Below are 21489 nucleotides of genomic sequence, written 5' to 3'. Positions count from 1 at the left end.
CGTTTGCACAATCCCTTCTGCCGCAAGGGAAACATAAATCAGTTCAAGAGAACCCTAAATCACGGTCGGTGCCCGTGACGGCACCGTCGACCGCCAGCACCGAACCGGTGTCACCGTCCACGGTCACCCGGTCGCCGTCGTTGAGTGTGGACACCGCGTTGGCGGTGCCCAGTACCGCGGGGATGCCGTATTCGCGGGCGACGATGGCCGCGTGGGACATCGCGCCGCCGGTGTCCACGATGACGGCGGCGGCCCGTTGGAACAGCGGCGTCCAGGCCGGGTTGGTGAACGGGGCGACCAGGATCTCGCCCTCGCGCAAGGTGTGGAAGTCCTCGGGGCCGTTGACGATCCGCACCACACCGGTGAACCGGCCAGCCGAGGCGGGCATGCCGGTCAGCAGCGCGTCGGCGTCGGCGGCCTTGCTGGCGAAGTAGCGCCGGTCGATGAGGGGCGCGTCGCCGAGCCGTTCCCGGATCGCCGCACGACGCGACACCAGGTCGCGAATTCGCTCCACGTCGGACACGGCCGGTGGCCAGGCGGACAGTTCCAGTTCACCGCGATGGAGGTGGAACACGTCCATCGCCTCGTCGAGGACCCCGGCCTCGGCCAACCTGGCGCCGTATTCGAGCAGGATCCGACGCACGATCGGCTGCGGCATCGTCATGTAGAAGTGGGTGTCCTCGCGGAAGCTGGTGAAGTAGCGGGCCGCGTCCAGTCGCCGCAGCACCCGGTCGCGCCGTTTCTGGTCGCGCAGTTTGGGATGCGCCAGCAACTCGGCGAAGGCGCGCTCGGAGGCGGTCTGCTTCGGTTCCGGAGCGTCGCCGACCGTCATTCCCTTGAGGATGCCCAGGACGGTGGCGGGCGAGTCGCGCCACACCGGTTCACTGGCCAGCGCGATGCTGGTGATCTCGCGATGCCCGTACTCGTCGAGGAAGGCCGCGAAGGCGGTCAGGAACTCGCGGCCGGTCTCGGTGTCGGCCAGGATCGGGCGGATGTCGGCGGCGTCGTTGTCCGCGAAGACCGAGCGCAGCCAGTCGTCGCGGCGGATCCGCTCGGCCAGTCCGGCGAGCGCGCGGTTGGTCTCCAGGGTCTTGGTCTCCGCCCCGGCCAGCAGCAGCCCGAACTTGTCGCCCAGACCCAGGCGCGCCAGAGTGAGCCGGAACCGCAGTGCCGCCACCGTCGTGCGGGGCAGGTAGTCGTAGCGCAGCAGCATCATCGGCTCGATGGTGTCGAGGGCCTCGGTGAGCGCCGTGTCGAGCTCCTGATAGGACAGGGCGCTGAGGTCCTTGGCGCGCAGGCGATCGATCTCGGTCAGAAAGGCCGACAGCCGGGGATCGGCTTCCCAGGTCGCGGCCGGGAACCGGCGGCCCCGGATGAGGTTGCGGACGATGATCACCGGGGTGAGCGGTCCGGGCTTGGGCGCCTGGGGCCGCAGCGAGGTGATGACGCCGTCCTGTTCGACCTTCATCTTCTCCAGGTCGGGGAAGGTGACACCCATGCAGCTGGCGAACAGCCGGACGCCCGCGAACATGTTGATCGTCCACGATGAATAGTCCAGCGGATACGGGCGCCGGGTGATGATCTCGGCCAGGATCGAGGCCAGCATCCGTTGCGGGAACCGGACCTTGCCGATGGGTTCGGGGATGGCGGTGATCGGACGGGCCTGCACCAGGTACAGCCGCCCGTCGCGCAGCGCCCACTCGGTGTCCTGCGGGGCACCGAAATGCGCCTCGACCCGGCGGCCCAGCGCCACCAGTTCGCGGACGGTCGCTGTGTCCAGCACCGGTTCGGTGGCGGCGTCCTCGTGCGACTCGACGGTGCCGCCGCCCTCGACGGACCGGATCACGACCTCGCGGCGGCCCAGCGCCGAGTCGAGCACCTTGCCGTTCTTCTTGTTCGCCACATAGTGATCCGGGGTGACCAGACCGGACACCACCGCCTCACCGAGGCCGGGGCTGGCGTCGATGACCACGTGTTCGCGGATCCCGCTGACCGGGTCGGCGGTGAACATGACCCCGGCGGCGTCGGAGGCCACCATCTCCTGCACCACGACGGCGATGGCCACGTCGGTGGAGCCGATGCCCCGGTCGCGCCGGTACTCGGCCGCCCGGTCGGTCCACAGTGAAGCCCAGCAGTCGCGCACCGCGTCGATGAGCGCCGCCTCGCCGACGACGTTGAGGAAGGTGTCGTGCTGACCGGCGAACGCTGCGTCGGCGAGATCCTCGGCGGTACCGGAGGAGCGCACCGCGACCGGGCCGCCGCCCAGCCGGCGGTAGGCGTCGGTGATGGCCGATTCGGTCGCCGCGTCCATGTGAACGGACGCGATCAGCTCCCGCACCCGCGCGAACGCGGAGTCGGCGATGGCGCGCTCGATGTCCTCCCGGACGTCGCTGTCGCGCACCGCCTTCAGGTAGGCCTCGGTCGTCACCACGAAGCCGCCCGGCACCGGCACCCCGGCGGCCAGCAGCTCGCCCAGGTTGGCGCCCTTGCCACCCGCGATCGGCAGGCAGTCGCGGTTGAGGGTGGCAAGGTCCCGGACCGGAAGCTGCGTGGTGGTGGTTGTCATCGCCGACTCCGCATTCATTAATTCATCACCTGATGAATAACTAATGTACACCTTCCGGGATATGTACGCAATATATGTCGCCGTCGGTAATGTGTTCCGCGCAGAAGCCTTGCCGCGTAATGACAACACGGCCACAGGGCATACCCCCCGAAGAGGAGAATCGTGACGACTGACGTGCTTTCGCCGAGCGGGCATCCGACGAGCATCACACCACTGGGAGAGGACGGACTCGGCATCGCCGACGTCGTCGCGGTCGCGCGCCGACATAGCGCCGAGGTTCCCTCCATATCCGAAGAATCGCGGGCGCGCATGACCGCCTCGGTGGCACTGCGGGACCGGCTCATCGCCACCGGACAACCGATCTACGGCGTCACCACCGGTGTCGGCGACAGCGTGAAACACCACCTCAGTCCACAGCGCGCGGCCTACCTTCAGGACAACCTGGTCCGGCTGCTGCTGGTGGGCACCGGCCCCGAGGCGGCGCCGTCGGTGGTGCGGGCCATGATGCTGATCCGCGCCAACTGCCTGGCGCGCGGGCATTCCGCGATCCGCGCCGAGGCGGTGGACCTGATCCTGGCGCTGCTGCGACACGACATCGTGCCGGTGGTTCCCGAATGCGGATCGGTCGGCGCCAGCGGCGACCTGGCCCCGCTGGCCTATCTGGCCAACGTGCTCATCGGCTCCGGAACCGTCGAACACCGCGGCGTCCGACGCGACGCCGCCGAGGCACTGCGGGACTGCGCCCTGGCCCCGCTCGTGCTGCAACCCAAGGAAAGCCTGGCGCTGCTCAACGGCACCTCGCTCATGGCCGCCTTCGCTACCCTGGCCGTGCACGACGCCACCGAGCTGGCCGTGACCGCCGACGTGTGCACCGCGCTGACCGTCGAGGCACTCACCGCCAATGTGGACCACTTCCATCCCCGGCTTCACGCCCAGAAACCACACCCGGGACAACTCCGCAGCGCCGCGCGGATCCGGGCACTGCTGGAAGGCTCCGGCCTGACGCGGACCCACGCCCAGATCGTCGACGGCACCCCGGCCGTCGCCGAGGGCGGGATGCAGCACGTCGACCAGACGGTGCAGGAACGCTACTCGGTGCGCTGCGCCCCGCACGTGGTCGGCGTCGTGGACGACACCCTGGAATGGTCGCGCCGCTGGGTCGAGATCGAAGTCAACTCCTCCAACGACAACCCGCTGTTCGACACCGGTCTGGGCACCGTCCACAACGGCGGCCACTTCTACGGCGGCCACATGGGACAAACGGCCGACGCCCTCAAGATCGCCGTGGCCAACCTCGGCGACCTGCTGGACCGACAACTCGCGCTGCTGGTCGACGACAAGTTCAACCGGGGCCTACCCCCGGTACTGGCCCCACATCTGACCGAGGGCGACCCGGAGGCCGGACTGCACCACGGCCTGAAGGGCGCCCAGATCGCGGCCTCGGCACTCACCGCCGAAGCCCTGCACCGGGCCGCGCCCGCCACCACCCACTCCCGCTCCACCGAGTCCCACAACCAGGACAAGGTCAGCATGGGCACCATCGCCACCCGGGGCGCCCGCGACGTGGTCGACCTGGTCACCAGGGTCGCCGCGATCCACCTGCTCGCGGCCTGCCAGGCCGTCGACCTGCGCGACCCCGACCTGCTCGCCCCCGGTACGCGGGCAGCCTTCGACGCCGTCCGCAAACTAGCCCCGTTCATCGACGCCGACCGACGGCTCGACACCGACATCGCCGCGATCGCCGAGCTGATCACCTCCGGAGAGCTCGGCCGAACCGTGGCGCCGTACCTGCCGGAGTTACTCCGGTGTGAAGGGGTTGGCTGGCCGCGCGTCCAACGCGCGGCCAGCCCTGGGGGCGTTGACGTTTGGTGTGGATTGCCGTCAGAGTTCGTAGGGGTGGACAGCGACCTTGCCGTGTTGGATGAAGAGCTCGACCCACGTGCCGATGACGTTGTCGGGCAGCCGAGCGGCAAGGTCCAGGAGGATTGGCGTGCCGTCCAGGTCCAGCACAGCGGCACCGTCCTCGGTGAGGCTCAGCTGTCCCCGCAGGACAACGCAATGCCCGCCAGTGCGCAGCCCGGGACCGGTACCAGTAGCTGGCTTGGCGTTTCGGCCCCAGACGATGTCCTCGTCGATCGTCCACTCGACGTGGTATTCGCCGGGCTGCGCGGCCGGGTCACCACGCCAGCCGACCGAGGCGCGACCGAACGCGGTCTGGATGGCGGCCTTCCAGGGAGTTCCGGGAAACTTTGCGACTCTCACCACCTCGATCAGCACGGTTCCATTGTGCGGGATCATCGGCCACGATGACGAAACATGGGATATCGCCCTGTCGGTGCCGGACACGCCACGCGGGATGGCCCCGGCGAAGTGGGACCATCCCGCGGCACGTGCGTCCTAGGACGCTATCGAGATATCGGTAGCTATAGTTCGCCCCGCACCTGGCGGGCCGCTTCGACCATCGCGGTCAGCGACGCCTCGACCTCTGGGTAGCCCCGGGTCTTGAGGCCGCAGTCCGGGTTGACCCACAGGCGTTCGGCCGGGAGGGCCCGCAGTGCCGCGCGCAGCGAGTCGGCGATCTCGTCGGTGCCGGGCACCCGGGGCGAGTGGATGTCGTACACGCCCGGGCCGACGCCGCGTTCGTAGCCGGCTTCGCGTAGATCGTCCAGGACCTCCATCTTGGAGCGGGACGCCTCGATGCTGGTGACGTCGGCGTCCAGTGCGGCGATCGCGTCGATGACCTCGCCGAACTCCGAGTAGCACAGGTGCGTGTGGACCTGGGTCGAGTCGGCGACGCCGCCGGTGGCCAGCCGGAACGCCGAGACCGCCCACTCCAGGTAGGACGCGTGGTCGCCTCGCCTGGGCGGCAACAGTTCTCGCAGTGCCGGTTCGTCGACCTGGATCACCCGGATCCCGGCGGTCTCCAGGTCACGCACCTCGTCGCGCAGTGCCAGCGCGACTTGGCGGGCCGTGTCGGCCAGTGGTTGGTCGGTGCGCACGAACGACCAGGCCAGGATGGTCACCGGTCCGGTGAGCATGCCCTTGACCGGCTTGCCGGTCAGCGACTGCGCGTACGTCGACCACTCGACCGTGATCGGGTCGGGGCGGCTGACGTCGCCGTACAGGATCGGTGGTCGCACGCAGCGGGAACCGTAGGACTGCACCCAGCCCGCGGCGGTGGCGGCGAAACCGCGCAGCGACTCGGCGAAGTACTGCACCATGTCGTTGCGTTCGGGTTCGCCGTGCACCAGGACGTCCAGGCCCAGTCGTTCCTGGGCCCGCACCACGCTGGCGATCTCGGCGCGCATCCTCGACACGTAGGCGGCCCGGTCGATCTTGCCGGTGCGGTACTCGGCGCGGGTGGCTCGCACGTCGGTGGTCTGCGGGAACGAGCCGATCGTGGTGGTGGGCAGCGGTGGTAGTTCCAGTCGTTCGGCTTGGGCCGCGGCCCGCTGGCGATAGGGGGTGCGGGTGCCGCTGTCGGGGCGCAGTGCCGACAGCCGGGCCCGGACGGTGCCGTCGCGCCAGGCGTCGGCGACCGGCGGCAGTGCCTCGGCCTCACCGATGGTCTCGCCGTGGCTGAGGCAGCGGCCCAGCCGGGTCACCTCGGCGAGTTTCTGTTTGGCGAAGGCGAGCCGGTCCTTCAGCGCCGGGTCCATGGTGGTCTCGGCGGTCAGGTCGACGGGGACGTGCAGCAGTGACGACGATGTGGACACTCCCACCGTGTCGGCCAGGCCGAGCAGGGTACCCAGGGTCGCCGAAGCGGTGCGCAGGTCGGTGCGCCAGATGTTGCGGCCGTCGACGAGCCCGCCCAGGATCATGGTGCCGTTGGAACCGCCGTGCGCCGCCAGCCGGTTCAGGTCTCGTTCGCCGGACACCAGGTCCAGCGCCACGGCCTCGACCGGGCTGTCCAGCAGGATCGGCAGCGCGTCACCGAAGTCGCCGTAGCCGCCGGTGACCAGCAGTTTCGGGCGGCCCGGTACGGCGCCGAGTTGACGGTAGGCGTCGCGCAGCGCCGACAGTTCGGCTGAGTCGCGGTCGAGGGCGAAGGCCGGTTCGTCGAGCTGCACCCAGTCGGCGCCCGCCGAAGCCAGTTGCGACAACAGTTCGGCGTACACCTCCACCAGGTCGGTCAGTCGATCCAGCGGCGCGCCGCCGCCGGGGGACTTCGACAACAGCAGCAGCGTCACCGGCCCCAGCAGCACCGGCCGGGTGTGTACGCCCTGCTGTTTGGCCTCGCGGAACTCGGCCAGCGGTTTGTCGGCCACGGCCCGGAACCGGGTCTCGGGCCCGATCTCGGGGACCAGGTAGTGGTAGTTGGTGTCGAACCACTTGGTCAGCTCCAGCGGCGCGATGTCGGCGTTGCCGCGCGCCATCGCGAAGTACGTGTCCAGCTCGGACAGTCCCAGGTCCCGGTAGCGGCCCGGGATCGCGTCGACGGCCACCGCGGCGTCCAGCACGTGGTCGTAGAGCGAGAAGACATTGGACGGTACCGACTCCAGTCCGGCGCCGGTCAGGTCGCGCAGCATCCCCGAACGGATGTCGGCCGCGGCGGCCGACAGTTCCTCGGCGGAGGAGTTGCCCGCCCAGTAACTCTCGACGGCGCGTTTGAGCTCGCGATTCGGTCCGATGCGGGGGTAACCCAGCACGGTTGTGGACAGTGGATGATTCATGTGGTGTCCTTCCCTCGAGAACCACGGTTCTCGGCTCACGGGAAGACCACGACGGACGCGAAGGCGTCCCTTGTCGAGGCGGCTTGCCCGCGAAGCCGTCGGCGGGCGAGCACCGGCCGGTGCTCGCCGACGCGGGCAGGTCTTCGGACTCGCGGGCACCGGCGGCGACTCGCGTCGCCACCTGCCTACCGGCCGTCGCTTCCCGGATGACTCCAGTGCTCATGACGGCTTTCGTTCCCACTCACCGCTGCGGGGCAGTCCCGGATTCCCACCGGGTTCCCTCTTCGAGCTTCTGACTTTGCCCCATTTCCTGCTGCGCGCCCACCAGGCGGCACCTGGCGGCGTTGTCGGCACTTCGACATCCAACACCGGGATGCCGAAGCACCTCCGCCTTGCCAGCCACTCACCTGGAGGCCGCTCGCGACGGAAGAGGACAAAGTCAAAAGCTCCACGACGCCACGGCCAGCGAGCCGACCGTGGCGAACCAGCGCCACGGCCATCGTAACGTCAACGCGAGGAACCGGAACCGGCGCCGATCTCGGTGACCAGTTCGCGGATCAGCCGCACCAGCGAGTCGACGCGTTCGGGCTTGGCCTGGCTGGTCAGCAGCGAGGTGCTGACGGCGAAGGGCTGGGCGCCGTCGGGCAGGCCGGGGACGGCGACCGCCAGGCAGGTGATGCCCCAGGTGGTCTCCTCGGCGTCGACGGCATAGCCGCGCTGTCGGGTGGCGTCCAGGTCGGCCAGCAGGGTGTCGATGTCGGTGATGGAGTTCTCGGTGTGGGACACGAAGGGCTGGCGGGATTCCAGCAGCGCGCGGACCCGCGTGTCGGTCTGGGCGGCCAGCATCGCCTTGCCCAGCGCGGTGCAGGTCGCCGAGATGCGCGATCCGACCCGGCTGGTGATGCGCAGCGGCATCCGGCCACCGTGGAGGGCCAGATAGACGACGTCGGTTCCCTCCAAAGTGCCCAGTTGTAGGGTCTCGTCGATCTGGTTCATCGCGCGGGTGCGGGTTCCGAACTCGCGCACCGGATCCAGGGCGTCCAGATAGGCCTGTGACAGTTCGGTGAGGCCGGGGCCGAGCGCGAAGCCGCCGCTGACGGCGCGCACCAGCCCGATCTGGGTCAGGGCGACGCACACGTTCATCGCCGAGGAGCGGGGGATGTCGGCGGCGGTGGCCAGCTCGGCGGCGCTCAGTGCCCGGCCGCCGGAGGCCGCCAGGGCGCGCAGGACGGCACCGGCGCGCAGCACCGCCGGGGCGGGTTTGGCGCTGTCCCAGTTGCGCGCCGCTGTCTCGTTCATGGCTGCCCAATCTATCCGCCGGTCGAGTCTGTCAATATATTGACAGATTACCAATATGTTGACAAGCCAAGTCATGATCATTACGGTGTGGTCATGAGCACCCCCTCGGCACCGGCGGCCGACGCCGGACCGCCCCGAAGAACCCCACTGGCCGTCGGCCGGATGCGTTGGGCCATCATCTGGCTGGCCTTCGTCGGCCTGACCGTCAACTACCTCGACCGCGCCAGCATCAGCGTGGCGCTGCCGTTCCTGGGCGAGGACATCCACCTCACCAAGACCCAGGAGGGCCTGATCCTGGCGGCCTTCTTCTGGACCTACGACTTCTTCCAGCTCGCCGCCGGTTGGTACGTCGACAAGGTCGGGCCCCGCCGGGCCTTCACCATCGCCGCGGTGTGGTGGTCGATTTTCACCGCCGTCACCGCCGCCGTCCACAGTTTCTGGACGCTGGTCGCCGCCCGGCTGCTGCTGGGCGCCGGGGAGAGCCCCGCCCCGGCCACCTCGGCGAAGGTGGTCGCCACCTGGTTCCCGAAACGGGAACGCGGCCTGGCCACCGGCATCTGGGACTCCGGCTCCCGCGTCGGCGCCGTCATCGCGATCCCGCTGGTCACCGGCATCATCGCGCTGGCCGGGTGGCGGGTCACCTTCGTCATCATCGGCATCCTCGGCCTGGCCTGGGCTCTGGGCTGGTGGAAGGCGTACCGCGACCCCGCCCAGCATCCGAAGGTCTCCGCCGCCGAACTGGAGTACATCAACGAGGGCGGCGCCCGCACCGCCGACAACGACGCCGAGGGGGCGGCGAAACTGCCGTGGCGCAAGCTGTTCGGCTACCGCACCGTGCGCGGCATGATGCTGGGCTTCTTCTGCCTCAACAGCGTCATCTACTTCTTCATCACGTTCTTCCCCAGCTACCTTGTGGACGAACGCGGCTTCAGCCTGCTCAAGCTCGGCTTCTTCGGGATGATCCCGGGAATCTGCGCCGTGGTCTCAGGCTGGCTGGGCGGCTGGGTCGCCGACCGCGCCATCCGGCGCGGCGTCTCGGTCACCCGGGTGCGCAAGACCGTCATCGTGGTCGGGATGGTCGGCGGCTCGGTCATCATTGCCGCCGTCCTGGTGCCGCAGGCGTGGATGGCGCTGGCGCTGCTGTCGCTGTCCTACGCCTCGCTGACCTTCGCCGGAACCGGCATCTGGTCGCTGCCCGCCGACGTGGCCCCCAGTTCGGCGCACGTGGCCTCCATCGGCGGCATCCAGAACTTCGCGTCCAACTTCGCCGGAATCCTCACCCCGATCATGGTCGGATACCTGGTGGACACCACCGGATCCTTCGTGATCCCCCTGTCCGTCATCGGCGGGATCGCACTGCTGGGCGCCCTGAACTACCTGTTCGTCGTCGGCAGGATCGAACCGCTGCCGGTCCCGGCCGCCGCCATCGCCAAGTCTTAAACCGAAAGGACAGCAATGCCTCGCATCACCGCCGTGGAGACCCACGACGTCCGGTTCCCGACCTCGGCCGAACTGGCCGGTTCGGACGCCATGCACCCCGACGGCGACTACTCGGCCGCCTACCTGACGCTGCGCACCGACCACCCCGACGGCCACTCCGGCGCCGGGTTCACCTTCACCATCGGACGCGGCAACGACATCTGCGTCGCCGCGATCGAGGCGATGGGCGCGACGCTGGTCGGCCTCGACCTCGACGAGGCCTTCGCCGACATGGGAGCCTTCGCGCGCCGCTTCACCCACGACTCCCAGTTCCGTTGGCTGGGACCGGAGAAGGGGGTGGTGCACCTGGCCGCCGGCGCCCTGATCAACGCGATGTGGGACCTGTACGCGCGCGTCGAGGGCAAACCACTGTGGAAACTGCTGGCCGACCTCAGCCCCGAACAGATCGTGTCCCTGGTGGACTGGCGGTACCTGACCGACGCCCTCACCCCCGACGAGGCCCTGGACATGTTGCGCGCCAAGGCTAGTGGCCGCGCCGAACGCGAGGCCGACCTGCGGGCCACCGGCTTCCCCGCGTACACCACCTCGCCGGGCTGGCTGGGTTACGACGACGAGAAGATGATCGCGCTGGCCACCGAGGCCGTCGCGGCCGGATTCACCATGATCAAACTCAAGGTGGGCGGCCGGATCGAGGACGACATCCGCCGGTTCGCGCTCGCCCGGGAGAAACTCGGCGACGGCATCCGGCTGGCCAGCGACGCCAACCAGAAATGGGACGTCAACGAGGCCATCGACTGGATGACCCGCCTCAAACCCTACGATCCCTACTGGATCGAGGAACCCACCGCGCCCGACGACATCCTGGGACACGCGGCCATCCGCAAGGCCGTGGCACCCATCAAGGTCGCCACCGGCGAACACGCCCACAACCGGATCCTGTTCAAACAGCTGCTACAGGCCGGATCGCTGGACGTACTGCAGATCGACGCCGCCCGGGTCGCCGGAGTCAACGAGAACATCGCGATCCTGCTGCTGGCCGCCAAGTTCGGCGTCCCGGTGTGCCCGCACGCCGGGGGAGTGGGACTGTGCGAACTGGTGCAACACCTGTCCATGTTCGACTACATCGCCGTGAGCGGCAGCAAGAGTGACCGCGCCATCGAGTCGGTGCCGCACCTGCACGAGCACTTCACCGACCCGATCAGCTACGGCCCGTCCTACACCGCTCCCACCGCGCCGGGCTTCAGCGCCCGGATGTACCCGGAATCGTTGCGGGACTACGCCTACCCCGACGGCGCGATCTGGCAGAGCTGACCCGCAACCGACGACAAGGACACGGAATGAACACGGACCCCTCCATCGCGATCGTCACCGGCGCCGCCTCGGGAATCGGCTTCGCCACCGCGCTGCGGCTCGCCGCCGCCGGACACTCCATCGTGGCCGTCGACGTGGACGCCGACCGCCTGGAACACACCAGATCAGCCGTCGAGGCCGCCGGGGGAAGCGTCAGCCTGCACGCCTTCGACATCCGCGACGCGACCGCCTTCGAATCACTGCTGGCTGAGGTCGGCACCCCAAGGATCCTGGCCAACATCGCCGGGGTCGGGGTGGCCGCACCGGCAGCCGAGACCAGCACCGCCGACTGGGACCGGGTCATCGGCGTCAACCTGACCGCCACCTTCACCAGCTGCCGCGCGGTACTGCCCGGCATGGTGGAAGCGGGCGGCGGCATCATCGTCAACGTCGGCTCGATCGCCGGGGTCGTGGGCGTGCGCAACCGGGCCGCCTACTGCGCCTCCAAGGGCGGCGTCATCGCGCTGACGAAGTCCATCGCCGCCGACTACGTCGGCCAGGGCATCCGGGTCAACGCGATCTGTCCGGGAACCGTGGCCAGCGAATGGATCGACAAGATCCTCGCCGACGCGCCCGACCCGGTCGCGGCCCGCAAGGCGATGGAGGAACGGCAGCTCGACGGCCGGATGGGCACCCCCGACGAGGTCGCCGCCGGTATCGCGTTCCTCGTCAGCGACGACGGCCGGTTCGTCAACGGCAGCGCGTTCATGATGGACGGCGGCATGACCGCCGTGTGAGCCCGATCCACAACCCAACCAGCACAAGGAGACTCATGCGTTTCGTCAGCTACCTCCACGACGGCGCCGAAACCCTCGGCGTCGCAGTCGGCGACCGGGTGGTGCCGACGGCGGCACTGTCCGCCGACCTGCCCACCACGATGGCGGGCCTCATCGCTACACCCGACGCCGTGGCCGCCGTCGAACGGCTGGCCGCCGAAGTGCCGTCCGGCACCGGAACCCCCATCATCGAACTGTCGCTGCTGGCGCCGCTGCCCCGGCCGGGCAACATCGTGTGCATCGGCCAGAACTACCGCGAGCACGCCGAGGAACAGGACAAGGAGGCACCGGCCGAACCGGCGATCTTCCTCAAGCACACCGCGAGCGTCACCAACCCGAACGCCACCATCGCCTGGGACCCGGCCTACGCCACCCAGGTCGACTACGAGGCCGAACTGGCCGTCGTCATCGGACGCACCGCCCGCAACGTCACCGAGGCCGACGCGCTGTCACACGTCTTCGGGTACACCTGCCTCAACGACGTGACCGCCCGCGACCTCCAGTTCGGCGATCTACAGTGGGCGCGCGGCAAGTCGCTGGACACGTTCTGCCCCATGGGCCCGGTCCTGGTCACCCCCGACGAGATCGGCGACCCGCAGTCGCTGACGGTGAAGTGCCTGCTCAACGGCACGGTCGTCCAGGAAGCCAGCACCGCGGTCATGTACCACTCGGTCGCCCGGATCATCGCGCACTGCTCGCGGGCCTTCACCCTGCGACCCGGCGACGTCATCGCCACCGGCACCCCCGGCGGCGTCGGCATCTTCCGGGACCCGCCGCTGCTGCTGGGCGACGGCGACGAGGTCGTCGTGGAGATCGAGAAGATCGGCAGGCTGTCCAACCGGTGCCACACCCGAAAGGCGTGAACCCGTGAAGGTGACGCTCGCGTATGGACAAACCGGGCTCGACGTGGAGTTCCCCGACGACCGCACCACCGTCGTCGAACCCACCTATGTGCCCGGCTCACGCGACCCGGCCGCGCTGTTGCGCGACACATTGCGAAACCCGGTCGCGGGACCGCCGCTGCGGGAACTGGTGCGGCCCGGCCAAACGGTCGCGATCTCGATGTGCGACGGCACCCGCGCCCAGCCCCGGCACCTGATGATCCCGGCCGTGCTGTCCGAACTGGACGGCATCGTCGATCCGTCCGATGTGGTGATCCTGGTGGCCACCGGCACCCACCGGGGCAACACCGACGCCGAGATCCGCGCGATGCTGGGCGACGAGGTCGCCGACACCGTCCGCGTCGTCAACCACGACGCCCGCGACCCGGACTCACTGGTGTGGCTGGGACGGCACGGTGACAACGTCCCGGTATGGCTCAACCGGCACTGGCTGGCCGCCGACGTCCGCGTCACCACCGGTTTCGTGGAACCGCACTTCTTCGCCGGGTTCTCCGGCGGCCCCAAACTCGTCGCCCCCGGCCTGGCCGGACTGGACACGGTGCTGACCCTGCACGACGCCCACCGGATCGGGCACCGCGACGCCACCTGGGCTTCTTGCGAGGGCAACCCGGTGCACGACGACATCCGGGCCGTCGTGGCAGCGGCGGGCAAAGTGGACTTCGGTTTCGACGTGCTGCTCAACCGCGACGACGACATCGTCGCCGCCTACGGCGGTGAACTGTTCGCGATGCACGCCAAGGCCCGCGCCGAGGCGCGACGACTGGCCATGTCCGCCGTGGACAAGCCCTTCGAGGTGGTGGTGACCACCAACTCCGGCTACCCGCTCGACCAGAACCTGTACCAGTGCGTGAAAGGACTCTCGGCCGCCGCCACGATCGTCGCCGAGGGCGGCACCATCGTGTGCGCGGCCGAATGCCGCGACGGTTTCCCCGACCACGGGAGCTACCGGGAGGTGCTGGCCTCGGCGGCGTCCCCGCGCGAACTGCTGGACGACATCGAGGCCCGGCCGCAGACCGTCCCGGACCAGTGGCAGGTCCAGGTGCAGGCCAAGATCCAGACACGGGCCCGCGTCATCATGCACACGTCCGGACTGGACGCGACGGCCCTGCGCTCGGCGCACCTCGAACACACCGCCGACGTCGCCGCGACCGTGGCCGAACTGCTGGCCGCCGCCGGACCCGACGCCCGGGTGTGCGTGCTTCCCGAAGGGCCGCAGACGATTCCCTATATCCGCTTAGGTCAGTCCAGGCACTCGGCACCCAGCAGGCTCTTCAGCTCCGAGGTCAGTCCCGGACCCGAGGCCACCTTGTACCGCTCGTCGAGGGCCAGCAGCGTCTCGGCGTTGGGGGCGCACAGTTTCACCCGCACCGCCATGTCGCCCCGGTTGCCCTGCAACACCGCCTTGAGCTCGTCGAGGACCCGCTCGTTGACCTTGGCCAGCTGCACGTTGAGGGTCAGGGTCGGCTCGTTGACCAGATCGGACTCGTTGATCTCCAGCGGCGCCAGATCCATGGCCACGATCGAGATCTCGCCGTCGCGGCGGTTCAGCTTGCCGCGCACCGCCACCACCAGGTCCTGGGCCAGCTGCGGCCCGGCGAACTCGTAGGTCTTGGGGAAGAACAGGCACTCGATGGCCGCGTCCAGGTCCTCCACCGTCGCCTTGGCCCACGGCTTGCCCTGCTTGGTGACCCGACGCTCCAGACTGGAGATGATCCCCGCGATCGTCACCGAGGTACCGTCGGGGATGTCCGAGGTGAGCAGGTCGGCGATCCGGTTCTCGGAGTTCTTGCGCAGGATCATCTCCGCGCCCTCCAGCGGGTGCCCGGAGACGTACAGCCCCAGCATCTCCCGCTCGAACTCCAAGGTGGTCTTGCGCGGCCAGTCGTCGCCGGAGAAGTCGGTGTCGCCGCCGGGAGTGGCCGCGTCCGGCTGATCCGGGGTCAGCATGCCCCCGAACAGGTCGAACTGGCCCTCGGCCTCCTTGCGCTTGACGCCCACGATGGACTCGACCAGCACCTCGTGGCGTTCGCACAGCGCCTTGCGCGAGTGCTTCAGCGAGTCGAAGGCACCCGCCTTGATCAGCGACTCGATGACCCGCTTGTTGCACACCGGCAGTTCCGACTTCTGCAGGAAGTCCGAGAACGACTCGTAGTTGCCCTTGGCCTCGCGGGTGGCCACGATCGAGTCGACCACGCCGGTGCCGACGTTGCGGATCGCGCCCAGCCCGAAGCGGATGTCACCGCCGACGGCCGAGAAGTTGCGCCGCGACTCGTTGACGTCGGGCGGCAGCACCTTGATGCCGAGCTTGCGGCAGTCGGCCAGATACAGGGCGGACTTGTCCTTGTTGTCGCCCACCGAGGTCAACAGCGCGGCCATGTACTCGGCCGGGTAGTTCGCCTTGAGGTAGGCGGTCCAGTAGGTGACCAGGCCGTATCCGGCGGTGTGCGACTTGTTGAAGGCGTAACCGGCGAACGGGAGCATGACGTCCCACAACGTCTGGCACGCCTCCATGGAGTACCCGTTGGCCGTCATGCCGTTGGAGAACTTCTCGAACTCCTTCTCGATGATCTCCTTCTTCTTCTTACCCATGGCGCGACGCAGCAGGTCGGCGCCACCCAGGGTGTACCCGGCCAGCTGCTGCGCGATCGCCATGACCTGCTCTTGGTAGACCAGCAGGTGGAAGGTCTCGCCGAGGATCGGCTCCAGCGCGTCCTTCAGCTCGGGGTGGATCGGCTCGGGCGACTGCCGCCCGTTGGCGCGCTCGGCGTAGTTGAGGTGCGCGTTGGCGGCCATCGGGCCGGGACGGTACAGGGCCGAGATGGCGGCGATGTCGCCGAACTTCTTGGGCTGCATCCGCTTCAGCAGGTCCTGCATGCCCGCGCCCTCGAACTGGAACACCCCGGCGCTCTCACCGCGGCACAGCAGTTCGAAGGTCTTGGGGTCGTCCAGCGTGATCGTCTCGGTGCTCAGCTCCACGCCGTGGTTGCGTTTGACGTTGTCGATGGCGTCACCGATGACCGTGAGGTTGCGCAGCCCCAGGAAGTCCATCTTCAGCAGGCCCATGGCCTCACAGGACGGATAGTCCCAGCCGGTGATGACCGAGCCGTCGGGCCGCATCCACAGTGGCACCTGCCCCAGCAGCGGGACGCTGGAGATGATGACCGCGCACGCGTGCACACCCGCGTTGCGGATCAACCCCTCCAGGCCGCGCGCGGTGTCGAAGATCTGCTTGACCTCCGGTTCGTTCTCCACCAGGGCCCGCACCTCGGCGGCCTCGTTGTAGCGCTCGTGGTTCGGGTCGACGATGCCCGACAGCGGAATGTCCTGGGCGGCGACCGGCGGCGGCAGCGCCTTGGCGATCCGCTCGGCCACCGCGAAACCCGGCTGGCCGAGGTGCGCGCGGGCCGCGTCCTTCAGGGCCGCCTTGGTCTTGATGGTGCCGAAGGTGATGACCTGGGCGACGTTCTCCTCGCCCCACTTCTCGACGGTGTACTGCATGACCTCGCCGCGCCGACGCTCGTCGAAGTCGAGGTCGATGTCGGGGGGCGAGACCCGCTCGGGGTTGAGGAACCGTTCGAAGATCAGCGAGTGCTCGATCGGGTCCAGGTCGGTGATCTGCAGGATGTAGGCCACCAGCGAACCGGTGGCCGAACCACGTCCGGGCCCGGTGGGGATCTTCTGCGACTTCGCCCACCGCACCAGGTCGCCGACGACGAGGAAGTAGCCGGAGAAACCCATCGCGGACATGACGCCCAGTTCCCGGTCGATGCGGTCCTTGTACTCCTGGGTCAGACCGTCGGGGAAGCGGTTGGGGGTGTACTTCTCCACGTCGCGGCGCAGCAGGATGTCCTCGGTCTCGCCTTCCTTCAGCGGGAACCGGGGCATCCGGTCGACCTCGGCGAAGACCTCCTCGTAGGACTCGATCCGCTCGGCGATCAGCAGCGTGTTGTCGCAGGCCTCGGGCAGTTCGCTCCACAGTTCCCGCATCTCGGCGGGCGACTTGATGTAGTAGCCGTCGCCGGAGAACGCGAACCGGTTCGGGTCGGTGAGGGTCTTGCCGGACTGGACGCACAGCAGCGCGGCGTGGTTGTCGGAGTCGTGCTGGTGCACGTAGTGGGAGTCGTTGGTGGCCAGCAGCGGCAGGCCCAGCTTCTTGCTGATGTCCAGCAGGCCCTCGCGGACCCGGGTCTCGATGTCGAGGCCGTGGTCCATCAGTTCCAGGAAGAAGTTGTCCTTGCCGAAGATGTCCTGGTACTTGGCCGCCGCTGCCAGGGCCTCGTCCGGCTGGTCCAGCCGCAGCCGGGTCTGCACCTCACCCGACGGGCAGCCGGTGGTGGCGATGATGCCCTCGGCGTACTTGGACAACAGCTCGGCGTCCATGCGCGGCTTCTGGTACTGGCCCTCGAAGGACGCCAGGCTCGACAGCTTCAGCAGGTTCCGCAGGCCGCTGCCGTTGGCCGCCCACATCGTCATGTGGGTGTAGGCGCCACCACCGGACACGTCGTCGCTCTTCTGGTCCGGGCGCCCCCACCGCACCGGCTTCTTGTGGGCCCGGTCGCCGGGCGCCAGGTAGGCCTCGATGCCGATGATCGGCTTGATGCCGGTCTTCTTGGCCTCCTGGTAGAACTCGTAGGCGCCGTACATGTTGCCGTGGTCGGTCATGGCGATGGACGACATCCCCAGCCGTTCCACCTCGGCGAACATGGGCCGCATCTTGGCGGCCCCGTCCAGCATCGAATACTCCGTGTGAACGTGAAGGTGGACGAAATCCTTCGACATAGCGCTCCCCTGGCCTGCGGCGAATGTGGCTGGCGCGACCCCGACGAACGGTCGCACCGCACCACCCTAAACCTGTCGGCACGGTGAGCGGAAGCTCCATCCCAAATCCCTTGTGGACTGTCCTACATCTCGTCGATTCCGGCCCGTCGGCGCAGCGCCGGGATGTCGGTGACGACGATGCGACGGCCCTCGGTGCGCAGCCAGCCGCGCAGCGCGAAGGTGCCGATCGCCTGGTTGACGCTCTGTCGGGAGCCGCCGGCCAGCTCGGCCAGCTGGGTCTGGTTCAGCTCGATGGTGACCATCGGGGCGGTGGTGTGGCCGGTCAGCCGCACCAGTGCCTTGGCCACCCGGGCGGGCAGATCCAGGAAGACGTGGTCGGAGCTCTGCTCGGTGAGTCTGCGCACGATGCCGCCCATGGTGCGCATGACGGCGTCCAGCATGTGGGGGCTGGCGTGCACCAGTTCCAGGAAGGTGGTGCGGGCCAGGGTCATGGCGGAGGTGTCCTCCAGCGCCTCGGCCGAGGCCGAGCGCATGGAACCGTCCAGAAGGGAGACCTCACCGAGGACGTCGGGGGACCGCACCACGTGCAGCATGGCGCGCTCGCCGGTGGGCGCGGTGCGGAACACCGCCACGGCACCGGAGCGGACCATGATGAGCGACTCGCCGGGGTCGCCCTCGACGAACAGCAGTTGCCCCCGCCGATACTGACGCGGAATCGCCTTCGCGGCGATTTTGCGCCGCGCGTCGGCGTCCAGACCGGTGAACATCATGACACCGGCCAGCAGATCGTCAGACGCTCTGGCGTCCACGTGCCACCACCCCCTTTGGCCCCAATGCCGGGACCTTGCGTCAGCGTGGGTACCTGTCGATCATTCCTGGCTTTCGCCGTGATGTACAGCCCCGCAGCCGAATAATCGACGGCGGTGGTGACGGTTCCACGTCCCCCTTCCGGGAGAGTGTTAACCGACCCCTCACGAATTTTACGTGCTTTATTGATAGATGTCCGAATTTTTTTGTGGTGATGCATCCTGAACAACCAGTTTTGGCATCGCCGGTATCGTGCCGTACCGTCTGTTCACGTGACGGCACGACGCCCGTGAACCAACCCAATTCGAACCGTTCGAGCGATATGTAACTCGGCCGAAAGGACCATAACGGTGGTATACCGGTACTTCTACGACTGCGAGTTCATCGAGGACGGGACGACCATCGACCTGGTCTCCATCGGAGTCGTCGACGAGAAGGGCCGGGAGTTCTACGCCGTATCGACCGAGTTCGACGAGTCCAAGGCCATCCCGTGGGTGCGCCACAACGTCCTGGACAAACTGCCCTCCCCGGCCGACCCCGCCTGGCAGGCCCGCAAGACCATCCGCGACGACCTCTACGAGTTCCTGGTCGCCCCGATCCGGGGCGTCTCCAACGCCCGCATCGAGCTGTGGGCCTGGTACGGCGCCTACGACCACATCGCGCTGGTCCAGTTGTGGGGCGCCATGCCCGCGCTGCCGCGCGCGATTCCCCGCATGACCAAGGACCTCAAACAACTGTGGGACGACCTGGGCCGTCCCGACCTGCCCGCCGCCCCCGCCGACCAGCACTCGGCGCTGGCCGACGCCCGGCACAACCTGGCCCGCTGGGAAACCATGCGTCGGGTGACCCAGGACTCCTAGTGCGGGTATAGGCTCTGCGGTTGAATGTCAGGCAGGGACAACGGGGTCTTTCGCCTAGCCGACACCAACTTAACTGGAGTGAGAAGTGCGCATAGGTGTCTTGACCGGAGGCGGAGACTGCCCCGGTCTCAATGCCGTCATCCGGGCTGTGGTCCGCAAGGGAGTACAGCAGTACGGCCACGAGTTCGTCGGGTTCAGGGACGGCTGGCGTGGCCCCATCGAGAACAAGACGACCCCGTTGGGCGTCAACGAGGTTCGCGGCATCCTGCCGCGCGGTGGAACCATCCTGCGCTCCTCGCGCACCAACCCCTACAAGGTGGACGGCGGAGTCGACAAGGTACGGTCCACACTGACCGAACTGGGTGTCGACGCGCTGATCGCCATCGGCGGCGAGGACACCCTCGGCGTGGCCAAGAAGCTCACCGACGACGGCATCCCGGTCGTGGGCGTTCCCAAGACCATCGACAACGACCTCGGCGCCACCGACTACACCTTCGGCTTCGACACCGCCGTCAACATCGCCTCCGAGGCCATCGACCGGCTGCACACCACCGCCGAGAGCCACCACCGCTGCGTGGTCGTCGAGGTCATGGGCCGCCACGCCGGCTGGATCGCGCTCCACTCCGGACTCGCCGGTGGCGCCAACGCCATCCTGGTGCCCGAGAAGCGGTTCAGCGTCGCCGAGGTGGTGCGCTTCGTCGAGTCCCGCTTCGAGATCGACTACTCGCCGATCGTCGTGGTCGCCGAGGGCGCCCAGCCCGCCGAGGGCGAGATGGTCACCCAGGACAAGGGCCTGGACGCCTTCGGGCACGTGCGACTGGGCGGCATCGGCCAGTGGCTGTCCGACGAGATCGAGAAGCACACCGGCAAGGAGTCCCGGGCCGTGGTCCTGGGTCACGTGCAGCGCGGCGGCACCCCCACCGCCTACGACCGGGTGCTGGCCACCCGCTTCGGGCTGCACGCCATCGACGCGATCCACGAGGGCGACTACGGCAAGATGGTCGCGCTGCGCGGCACCGACATCGTCCGGGTGGAACTGTCGGAGGCCACCGCCGAGCTCAAGACCGTTCCGGCCGAACGGCTCGCCGAGGCCGAGGTCTTCTTCGGTTAATTGTCGGATTCGTCTAATTGTCGGATTCGTCCCATCACCCAAGCCGACCTGGTTCGTTGATCCGATCATGCTCGCGATAACGCAACCCGACCTCGCCGCCTTCGAACTCCACAAAGTCCTGTACGAGGTGGACTTCGAGGGCGTCGAGGTGCCCGGCGCGTGCGCCGCCTTCTACCGCCGCCCCGACGGCGACCGCACGCTCAGCGTCGGTATCTACATGATGGACGGTGTCGAGTTGTTCCGCGCCTGGGGTCACACCGACGAGGACCACTGCGCCTTCCACACCGTCCCGCTCGGCGAAGCCGAGTTCGACGGTCCGCACCCGGGTTGTCCCGAGGTTCGCGTTCTACGCGAAGGTAACCGCGTCACCGGAGTGTCGGTGCGCACGCGCGCGGGTGAACACCGCACACCGGTGACGCGTGGCGAGGCGATGGCTATCGTGCCGTGATGCGCTCGGTGCGGGCCTCGACCGCATCGAGTTTCGCGGCCCGCCGCACGTACCACAGCGAGGTGACCGTGATGGTCAGGCTGAGCGCCAAGGCGATGGCGTGCAGGGCCGGATCGGGGATCGGTACGAACGAGAACACCGCGACCGGAACCTGAACCACGGCGATCAGGGCGATGAGCCCGCGCCGGCGGTTCGCGCCCCACAGGTAAGCCGTCCACAGTGGCGACGTGACTATCGCCAGCGTCAGGGCGTCCAGAAGCGTGTGCAGATAGGGGTTCGCGACCCGGTCATGGAACGCGGCGTAGGCCGGGGTCGCGATACTGATCGCGGCGACGACAGAGCCGACGAGGGTCGCGAAGACGGCAAAGACCTTTCGCATGCCGATCCTCCTCGCATTTTCGTCTAGTTATGTCTCGACGCTAACGCACCGTGACGCCGTGAACTGTCGGGTATCCGCCACTTGACGTGAGCGTCCGGC

14 protein-coding genes, 1 pseudogene and 1 riboswitch are annotated in these 21489 nt (G+C 68.3%); of the genes and pseudogenes, 9 read left to right on the top strand and 6 right to left on the bottom strand.

Features of this window, described 5'->3' with window-relative positions; translation table 11 throughout:
* Positions 1–43 precede the first annotated feature (43 nt).
* On the bottom strand, positions 44–2566 hold the full coding sequence (locus SNAS_RS25030) for a PEP/pyruvate-binding domain-containing protein (protein ID WP_013020269.1): 2523 nt from the start codon (positions 2564–2566) through the stop codon (positions 44–46).
* A 162-nt stretch (positions 2567–2728) separates the two neighbouring features.
* On the opposite strand from SNAS_RS25030, the gene SNAS_RS25025 reads away from it, so the two are divergent.
* Positions 2729–4876: an HAL/PAL/TAL family ammonia-lyase gene (locus tag SNAS_RS25025; protein ID WP_013020268.1), complete on the top strand. Its 2148-nt coding sequence runs from the start codon at positions 2729–2731 to the stop codon at positions 4874–4876.
* A gap of 113 nt (positions 4877–4989) precedes the next feature.
* Here the strand turns inward: SNAS_RS25025 and metE are convergent, their stop codons facing one another.
* Together metE and SNAS_RS25015 are read right to left on the bottom strand one after the other, a co-directional pair.
* Positions 4990–7239, bottom strand: coding sequence for a 5-methyltetrahydropteroyltriglutamate--homocysteine S-methyltransferase (gene metE / locus SNAS_RS25020; protein ID WP_013020267.1), 2250 nt, complete (start codon positions 7237–7239; stop codon positions 4990–4992).
* A 134-nt stretch (positions 7240–7373) separates the two neighbouring features.
* Positions 7374–7542: riboswitch (cobalamin riboswitch) on the bottom strand.
* Positions 7543–7746: 204 nt separating this feature from the next.
* Positions 7747–8538: an IclR family transcriptional regulator gene (locus SNAS_RS25015; protein WP_013020266.1), complete on the bottom strand. Its 792-nt coding sequence runs from the start codon at positions 8536–8538 to the stop codon at positions 7747–7749.
* 162 nt (positions 8539–8700) lie between these two features.
* Between SNAS_RS25015 and SNAS_RS25010 the strand changes: the two genes are divergently transcribed.
* The 5 genes and pseudogenes from SNAS_RS25010 to larA form a co-directional block, all read left to right on the top strand.
* Positions 8701–9978: an MFS transporter gene (locus SNAS_RS25010; protein ID WP_013020265.1), complete on the top strand. Its 1278-nt coding sequence runs from the start codon at positions 8701–8703 to the stop codon at positions 9976–9978.
* Positions 9979–9993: 15 nt separating this feature from the next.
* On the top strand, positions 9994–11289 hold the full coding sequence (locus SNAS_RS25005; RefSeq protein WP_013020264.1) for an enolase C-terminal domain-like protein: 1296 nt from the start codon (positions 9994–9996) through the stop codon (positions 11287–11289).
* Positions 11290–11315: 26 nt separating this feature from the next.
* Positions 11316–12065: an SDR family NAD(P)-dependent oxidoreductase gene (locus SNAS_RS25000; RefSeq protein ID WP_013020263.1), complete on the top strand. Its 750-nt coding sequence runs from the start codon at positions 11316–11318 to the stop codon at positions 12063–12065.
* Between the two features lie 35 nt (positions 12066–12100).
* Positions 12101–12967, top strand: a complete 867-nt coding sequence (locus tag SNAS_RS24995) for a fumarylacetoacetate hydrolase family protein (RefSeq protein ID WP_013020262.1) — start codon at positions 12101–12103, stop codon at positions 12965–12967.
* A 4-nt stretch (positions 12968–12971) separates the two neighbouring features.
* Positions 12972–14237, top strand: a pseudogene (larA, locus tag SNAS_RS36965) (nickel-dependent lactate racemase); the annotation flags it as partial.
* Between the two features lie 8 nt (positions 14238–14245).
* Here larA and dnaE read toward each other — a convergent pair.
* Positions 14246–17785, bottom strand: coding sequence for a DNA polymerase III subunit alpha (dnaE, locus tag SNAS_RS24980; protein WP_013020261.1), 3540 nt, complete (start codon positions 17783–17785; stop codon positions 14246–14248).
* A gap of 122 nt (positions 17786–17907) precedes the next feature.
* The gene (locus tag SNAS_RS24975) at positions 17908–18555 is read right to left on the bottom strand and encodes a Crp/Fnr family transcriptional regulator (protein WP_086013331.1); all 648 of its coding nucleotides are present in this window, start codon (positions 18553–18555) and stop codon (positions 17908–17910) included.
* Between the two features lie 387 nt (positions 18556–18942).
* Here SNAS_RS24975 and SNAS_RS24970 point away from each other — a divergent pair, with 387 nt between their 5' ends.
* From SNAS_RS24970 to SNAS_RS24960, 3 genes are all read left to right on the top strand, one after another.
* Entirely contained in the window at positions 18943–19452 is a 510-nt protein-coding gene (locus tag SNAS_RS24970; protein ID WP_013020259.1) for a polyadenylate-specific 3'-exoribonuclease AS, read from the top strand.
* 85 nt (positions 19453–19537) lie between these two features.
* Positions 19538–20563, top strand: coding sequence for a 6-phosphofructokinase (locus SNAS_RS24965; protein ID WP_013020258.1), 1026 nt, complete (start codon positions 19538–19540; stop codon positions 20561–20563).
* A 67-nt stretch (positions 20564–20630) separates the two neighbouring features.
* Entirely contained in the window at positions 20631–21011 is a 381-nt protein-coding gene (locus tag SNAS_RS24960; protein ID WP_013020257.1) for a hypothetical protein, read from the top strand.
* Here SNAS_RS24960 and SNAS_RS24955 read toward each other — a convergent pair.
* Complete coding sequence (locus SNAS_RS24955) at positions 20998–21390, bottom strand: hypothetical protein (protein ID WP_013020256.1); 393 nt, start codon at positions 21388–21390, stop codon at positions 20998–21000. The two genes, SNAS_RS24960 and SNAS_RS24955, sit on opposite strands and share 14 nt — an antisense overlap.
* Positions 21391–21489 lie beyond the last annotated feature (99 nt).

This window comes from Stackebrandtia nassauensis DSM 44728 (genome assembly GCF_000024545.1).
Taxonomy (GTDB): domain Bacteria; phylum Actinomycetota; class Actinomycetes; order Mycobacteriales; family Micromonosporaceae; genus Stackebrandtia; species Stackebrandtia nassauensis.
The sequence above is the reverse complement of the archived record's forward strand: the minus strand, read 5'-3'. Positions and strand labels throughout refer to the sequence as shown.